Here is a 7,202-nt window from a genome sequence, read left to right on the forward strand (position 1 = left end):
ATTATCCCAAGGAGGCGGTCGAGAAAATACCCGTCTTTTATTTGACGCTTACGTTCTTTCTTCTCAGGCCGCCCTTTCGATCTATGGATCTATGACGATCGTCCTTGATTTCTGTGCGATGTCTTTCGTAAATGCGCAGTGAAAAGGAGACTTTCCTCTCTTGCATTCAGCGAAAGAGATGAGATGTTGCCGGACTGTTTTATACATATATAGTTAAAAAATAAATTATTTGATATACGATCGGCTTCTTAAGTACTGTGTGGTACGATGTATATACAGGAGATACCGTACATGAATATTGAGGATTGGAAATCCCAGATTAAGCGCGGGACACTGGAATTCTGCGTTCTGGCAATGATAAAGCAGCAGCCATCCTATGGATATGAAATGATCAGCACACTGGAAAAGTATCCGATTCTGGCCGCAAAAGAGAATACGATTTATCCGCTGCTCAGACGGTTAATGAAAGAGGAATATATCTCCTCGTTCTGGCAGGAGAATTCTGAGGGGCTGCCGCCGCGAAAGTACTATTCCATTACCGAAAAGGGAATGGAATATCTTTTGGCCATGTCAGAGGAATGGGAAAATCTGCAAAACGCGATTAAGGAAATCAAAGGAGCCAAAGACCATGGAACTGGAAAAATCACTGAATGAATATCTCGAAAAAATCGACACCAGTCTGAACCCAATGACTGCTTGCGAACGTGTCGACAGTGTAAAAGAAATCAAAAGTGAAATGCTGGAACTGCATACCCGCGGAATGTCCGCAGAACAGATTCTTAATCGCCTGGGAAATCCTAAGGAACTTGCTAAAGCGTATTCAGGAGAAGCTGTTGCCAAAAGCAGAGGCTTTAGCTGGCGTAGGCTGAGTGCTGTAATTGCTTTTTACAGCCTTGCAGGATTTGGCGGTATGTTTGTTTTGCCCATTACAGGCCTTAGCGGGATCGGCTTTATGGCAGCTGGAGCGCTTTTTCCGCTTGCGGGCGTGGTCAAACTCGCAGCCCATTTCATGGGATATGAAATGAAAGAAATCGGAATTCACATTGGCTCGTATTCTGCAAGTGCCATCGAATTTCTTCCCCTTTCGATTTTGATGGGGGCTATCGTTTTTGTCCTTGGATGGCTGTTCTGGAAACTTACCCTGGTGATTGTTCAGTCTATGCGCCAGACAAAGAAAAAGCTGGATTGTATATAACTGAATCGAATATAACGAGAAACGCCGGACGCGGCGGCCTGATGGCCTGCGTCCGGCGTTTTTCTGAAGATTTGATTTTGCACGAAGCTTATCATCGAATTCGTGCATTTCCCGCCATTTGAATCGTTCAGCGCTTTCCGACAAACAGTCGATTCATACTGGATACCTGATCTTATTTCTGAAAGCCAGAGCTGAAGACGTTCTGGAGGATCGAATATCCTTTGGATTTTTGAGGGGCTGGAAGATGGGGCAGCCGCGTCGAAAATCGGATGGTTTACCGCACCATTTTTTCCGGACGAACGAGTTCGTCAAAGGCGGCTTCATCGAGAAGGCCCAGTTTCAGCACCGCTTCCTTGAGCGTCAGATTGTTTTCGAAAGCATATCGGGCGGCCTTGCCTGCGTTTTCGTAGCCGATGACCGGATTCAGGCACGTCACGAGCATCAGCGAGTTTTCGAGGTTTTCCTCGGTTTTCTGCCGGTTGACTTTGAGTCCTTCCAGGCAGTTGCGAGTAAACGAGACGATCGCATCGGCCAGAAGGCGGATGGACTGGTTGAGGTTGTAGGCAATGACGGGCATGAAGACGTTCAGTTCGAAATTGCCCTGACTGGCCGCAAAGCCGATAGCGGCATCGTTGCCCATGACCTGTACGGCCACCATGGTGACGGCTTCGCACTGGGTCGGGTTGACTTTGCCCGGCATGATGGAAGAACCAGGTTCATTGGCTGGAATTTCCAGTTCGCCAATTCCGCAGCGCGGACCGCTGGCCAGGAAGCGGACGTCGTTGACGATTTTCATCATGTTGGCCGCCAGCCCTTTGACGGCGCCGGAAAGCAGGGAACAGGCGTCCTTGGACGTAAGGGCGTGGAAATAGTTGGGATCCGGTTTGAAGTGAATGCCGGTCATGGAATCGAGAATCGCACAGACATCTGCGCCAAAGGTTTGCGGCGCATTGAGTCCGGTGCCGACCGCGGTCGCCCCGATGGCGAGTTCGTTGACGAAGGGAAGAACCGCTTCGATATGACGGCGGGAATGTTCCAGCATGGACCGCCAGCCGCTGATTTCATTCGAAACGTACAGCGGGGTCGCATCCTGCAGGTGCGTCCGTCCAATTTTGATAATGCCTGCGTTTTCTTCTTCCAGGCGTTTCAGAACGTCCACGCATTCATCGATTGCAGGAAGAAGCAGCTTTCGCGTCATGGACGAAGCCATTATGTGCAGGGCACTCGGGAACGTATCGTTGGAAGACTGGGACGCGTTGACTGTATCGTTTGGATGAAGAGAGAGTCCGGGATGATTTTTCATGCCGACATGTGCGATAACTTCGTTCACGTTCATGTTGGTCTGCGTCCCCGACCCGGTCTGCCAGACGGCCAGCGGAAATTCGCCGGTCAGCTTTTTGTTCAGAATGGCCTGACACACTTCGACGATGGCTTCTTTTTGCGCCGGATCGATTTTGTGATTGCGTTCATTGACAATGGCGCAGGCCATTTTCAAATACGCAAAGGCGTCAATGAGTTCAGTCGGCATCTTTTCGGTGCCGATTTTAAAGTTTTCCAGCGAGCGCTGCGTCTGGGACATCCAGCACGCATCCGCCGGAACTTTGACTTCGCCTAAAACGTCGTGTTCGATTCTGTATTCCATGAGTTCTCCTTTTCTCTTTCTTCTTTTTTGCTTATGTATGAAATCTGTACCGGAGACCTGCCCTGGAAAGGGAATTTTTCCAGACTGCGCAGGGGCATCGGGCGAGCCCCTCGTTTTCGACAGGCTCTTATCCCTGTCATTTTATCCATACGAAATCGTTTCGTCCTGCTTTTCCAGACGTTCCTGAATTTCGCCGGCGCTTTCTTGCGTACTTTGGCGCGCAAAATGAAGAAAAGAGTGTTTGCGTACGCTCTCGTGAATGCCGGCAGCGAGAAGGAGAGACTGGATAGAAAAATCAGGATTTCTTTGAAAACAGCGCGCTGCTGGACAGCAGGAGGATGTCTTAATAGCGCAAAAACGGGTGTCTGGAGTACATCTTTTCTTCAAATCGGTAGGATCAGAAGAGGAAAGCCTCGCCATCGACAGTCTGGAACACTCCAGCTCGAAAATACTGGATCCCATTCTGATGGGAAAGCGCGTACGAAACGTCGGTTGAGGACCATTTTTAACAAAGCATATGAAGACCTGGTTTGAAATGTACAAACTGATCTGTGATTTCTGTAAAGTAATTCCGGGTCAATCGCATTATTTTTAACTTGGAATATCGTGTTTACGTCCGATGTTTCTTTGGTAATACTACGTATTGATATAAGTTCTCGTTCAAAGCGGGAAGAAGCGGAAAAGAAAATCGATCTTCTTGTCTTCCGGAATCAATGCTTGTATGATCAGTCATTGAATTTCATTTTGTTGAAAACGACAAAATTCAGCCCGTTTAGCCTCTGCCGCTCTGCGGTTCTGAGGGTTGTGACACAGGCAAGGAGATGCCTATGAGAATGAAGGATAACCTGGAATGCTATATCGATGGATATAACTGCGTCCATGTTTATATAGACAAGAATTTTTATCAGGGAAACAGTCAGACCTTTCATCTGAAAGATGAACACGGTGAAATTGTTCCTCTGACCATACAGGAAAAGACAGATAATATTACCCACATTCGGTATACGTGTACGGTGGATGCCCCGCTGGAAATCGGACGGGACTACGTTCTGTATTCCGGACACTGCCGGACCGCACCGGCCAAATACAGCCATATTGTGAAGACGCCGGAATTTGCGAACGCCTGGCCGGCCGTCGATCTGAATACGCTTGGCTGTCACTACACGCCTGAGCAGACGATTTTCCGTTTCTGGTCTCCCGTCGTCAGCTGGGCGGAACTTGTTTTACTCGATGAAGAAGGAAACCGGCAGGCTGTCCCGATGGAACGGGATGAAGAAGGCTGCTGGACCGTTTGCGTCGAAGGCGATCTGCTGCATAAGCTTTACCGCTATCGCATGAACGTCAACGGCAGCATTCGTGAATGCCACGATCCGTACAATCTTTTTACCGGCGTCAATACGAGCTGCTCGCAGGTCAACGATCTCTCCTTGCTGAAAATGCCTGAACGCTTCAAACCAAAGCCGATGGCGCACCAGACCGATGCGATCATTTACGAATGTTCCATTCGGGATATGACCGCCCAGAAGGAAATCGGCGTTGAAAATCCGAAAACCTTCCCGGCGTTTGTACAGGAAAACGCCACAACCAGACAGAAACGTACAGGCCTTTCGTATATTCGGGAACTGGGCATTACCCACGTACAGCTGATGCCGGTTCTGGATTTTGGCAGCGTCGACGAAGAGTATCCGTCGCTCTATTACAACTGGGGCTACGATCCTGCGAGCTACCGCGCGCTGGAAGGCTCGTATTCGACCGATCCGTTCGATCCGGAACGCCGCATTCTTGAATTCGCCCAGATGGTACAGAAGCTTCATGAAGCGGGCATTAAAGTCACGCTCGATCTCGTATTCAACCACGTATGGAACCGTGACGGCTACGCGCTGGAAAACATGGTTCCGGATTACTTCTTCCTGATGGACTCCTTAGGCAATTATTCCAACGGATCGTACTGCGGAAACGATATCGATTCCCGTCCGGAAATGAGCCGGCGCTACCTGATCGATGCGGCCATGCAGCTGATTGACGTCTTCGATGTCGACGGCTTCCGCTTCGATCTGATGGGCGTACTGGACTGCTCGCTGCTCAACACGATTGCCGAAGAAGCGAAAAAGCGCAAACCGGATTTCATGATTTACGGGGAAGGCTGGGACATGCCAAGCTTTGTACCGCACGATATCCGGGCTTCCCAGAACAATCAGGCCAAAATGCCGCTGGTCGGTCATTTTTCGGACCGCTTCCGCGAAGTCATTCGCGGCTCGTCGGGTCAGATCAGCGACGCCGGCTATCCGGCAGGCAACCTCGGCCTTCTGCATGATGCCAAGCAGGTCATGTGCGCATCGGTTCTCGAAGGCCGATACGATGCGCCGTTTAAAGCGGTCAACTACATCGAATGCCACGACAACCATACCCTCTGGGATAAAAACCGCAAGGCATGCGAAGGCATGCCGCGCAGCGAACGCATACGCCGTCAGGTTCTGGCGAACGCGATGGTTCTGTTTGCGCAGGGCATTCCGTTCATTCATTCCGGCCAGGAATTCGGCCGGACCAAAAACAATCTCGACAACACGTACAATCGTTCCGATCATTACAACATGATCGACTACCATCGCCGCGATACGATGGAGCCGATGGTCGATCAATTCAAGGAACTCGTTAAAATCCGGCGCGAACATTCTTCGCTGCGTCTGACGAGCAGCGAAGCGATTATGCATAACGTTCATGTATCCGATCTCGATTCGAAAGTGCTCGTGTATCAGACGCAGGATGAAAACGAGAAAATGATTCTGTTCTTTAACCCGACGCATGAGACGTTCCATTACGATCTGACGAAGGAAGGGGAAGTTCTCTACGATGTGAACCGTCTGAACGAGAAACAGGCCCGTCATATTCAGATTGGACCGATCGGCACTGTCGTCGTTCTCGAAGAGACGTTTGAAAAGCCGCAGACGGCTGAAGAAGCTGAAGCTTCCGTGTCCAAAGCTGCATAAGACGGCCGGATCCAATCGAGTGGAAACGGGCGAAAGTCGGGCCAAAAACCGGAATAATGCCCGAAAGCTTTCCATTTTCAGTCCTTTTCAGGAGCGAAAGGGCATTTCATTTTGTTTCTTAAATTGAAAAATTTGTCAAAAAGCAGAGGTTTGGCCTCTGCTTTTTGACAGGACGGCGCATCCGCATAAAATAGAGAAAATGAGATTTGGCCGAAGTCGGCCAGCAGACAGAAATCCCATTCGAATTGCATGCATACAGGAGGAACAATATGGCAAAATTTTTCAGCGAACCTTCCCGCACTTTTGCGGAATACCTTCTCGTTCCAGGCTATACCGGACCAGAAGATACCCCGGATAAAGTCAGCCTGAAAACGCCGCTGGTGAAATTTAAAAAAGGGGAAAAGCCGGCGCTTTCCCTGAACATCCCGCTGACCAGTGCGGTCATGCAGGCGGTGTCCGGACCGGATCTTGCGGTCGCTCTGGCTCGCGAGGGCGGTGTCGCCTTTATTTTCGGTTCTCAGCCGATTGAAAGTCAGGCTGCGATGATTCGTCAGGTCAAGGCCACCAAAGCTGGATTTACCGGCAGCGATGCGAACGTTTCTCCTGATGATACGCTGCGCAAAGTAATCCAGATCCGTCAGCAGACCGGACATTCCACAATGGCCGTTACGGAAAACGGCAAAAAAGACGGCGTTCTCGTCGGCATTCTGACTTCCCGTGATTTCCGCGAAACCCGCGTAGATCTCGACAACACGAAAGTCAAGGATGTCATGACGCCCTATGACAAGCTGATCGTCGGCGATGAAGGTCTCACGCTTGGCGAAGCGAACGACATCATCTGGGACAAGAAACTGAACCAGCTGCCGATCGTAGACAAGGATCGTCGCCTGAAAGCGTTCGTTTTCCGTAAGGACTACGAACAGCACAAGGAAAACCCAAACGAAGTTCTGGATGAGCACAAACGCTACCTCGTTGGTGCAGGCATCAACTCCCGCGACTACAAGGACCGCGTTCCTGCTCTTGTAGAAGCCGGTGCGGACATCCTCGTTATTGACTCTTCCGAAGGCTATTCCTGCTGGCAGGCCGATACGATCAAATGGATTCGCGAAAAATACGGCGACACCGTTAAAGTCGGTGCCGGCAACGTTGTTGACGGCGACGGATTCCGCTTTCTGGCTGAAGCCGGTGCGGACTTCGTTAAAATCGGTATCGGCGGCGGTTCCATCTGCATCACCCGCGAGCAGAAAGGCATCGGCCGCGGGCAGGCGACCGCGACAATCGAAGTCGCCAAAGCGCGGGATGAATATTTCGAAAACACTGGAATCTACGTTCCAATCTGTTCCGATGGCGGTATCGTTCAGGACTACCACATGACGCT

The 7,202-nt window shown here is 50.4% G+C and carries 5 protein-coding genes; 4 read left to right on the top strand and 1 reads right to left on the bottom strand.

From position 1 onward, the window contains the following. Window positions 1–291: 291 nt before the first annotated feature. Together ACLUYS_RS08740 and ACLUYS_RS08745 are read left to right on the top strand one after the other, a co-directional pair. Window positions 292–654 carry a PadR family transcriptional regulator gene (locus ACLUYS_RS08740; protein WP_412659624.1) on the top strand — a complete coding sequence of 121 codons (363 nt, stop codon included), beginning with the start codon at window positions 292–294 and terminating at the stop codon, window positions 652–654. Beyond that, window positions 629–1,195, top strand: a complete 567-nt coding sequence (locus ACLUYS_RS08745) for an HAAS signaling domain-containing protein (protein ID WP_412659625.1) — start codon at window positions 629–631, stop codon at window positions 1,193–1,195. The genes ACLUYS_RS08740 and ACLUYS_RS08745 overlap by 26 nt, the downstream gene beginning before the upstream one ends. A gap of 274 nt (window positions 1,196–1,469) precedes the next feature. Here the strand turns inward: ACLUYS_RS08745 and ACLUYS_RS08750 are convergent, their stop codons facing one another. After that, window positions 1,470–2,837, bottom strand: a complete 1,368-nt coding sequence (locus ACLUYS_RS08750) for a class II fumarate hydratase (protein WP_230268122.1) — start codon at window positions 2,835–2,837, stop codon at window positions 1,470–1,472. Between the two features lie 827 nt (window positions 2,838–3,664). Here ACLUYS_RS08750 and pulA point away from each other — a divergent pair. Together pulA and ACLUYS_RS08760 are read left to right on the top strand one after the other, a co-directional pair. After that, on the top strand, window positions 3,665–5,824 hold the full coding sequence (gene pulA, locus ACLUYS_RS08755) for a type I pullulanase (RefSeq protein ID WP_288338866.1): 2,160 nt from the start codon (window positions 3,665–3,667) through the stop codon (window positions 5,822–5,824). A 269-nt stretch (window positions 5,825–6,093) separates the two neighbouring features. Then, the coding region (locus ACLUYS_RS08760; protein ID WP_412659626.1) for an IMP dehydrogenase at window positions 6,094–7,202 on the top strand (1,109 nt) is incomplete at its 3' end.

The organism is Allobaculum sp., from assembly GCF_047010065.1.
Taxonomy (GTDB): Bacteria; Bacillota_I; Bacilli_A; order Erysipelotrichales; family Erysipelotrichaceae; genus Allobaculum; species Allobaculum fili.

Coding starts and splice junctions, on each gene's coding strand:
- pulA (WP_288338866.1), top strand. CDS start 3,665: ATGAGAATGAAGGATAACCTGGAATGCTATATCGATGGATATAACTGC.
- ACLUYS_RS08745 (WP_412659625.1), top strand. CDS start 629: ATGGAACTGGAAAAATCACTGAATGAATATCTCGAAAAAATCGACACC.
- ACLUYS_RS08740 (WP_412659624.1), top strand. CDS start 292: ATGAATATTGAGGATTGGAAATCCCAGATTAAGCGCGGGACACTGGAA.
- ACLUYS_RS08750 (WP_230268122.1), bottom strand. CDS start 2,837: ATGGAATACAGAATCGAACACGACGTTTTAGGCGAAGTCAAAGTTCCG.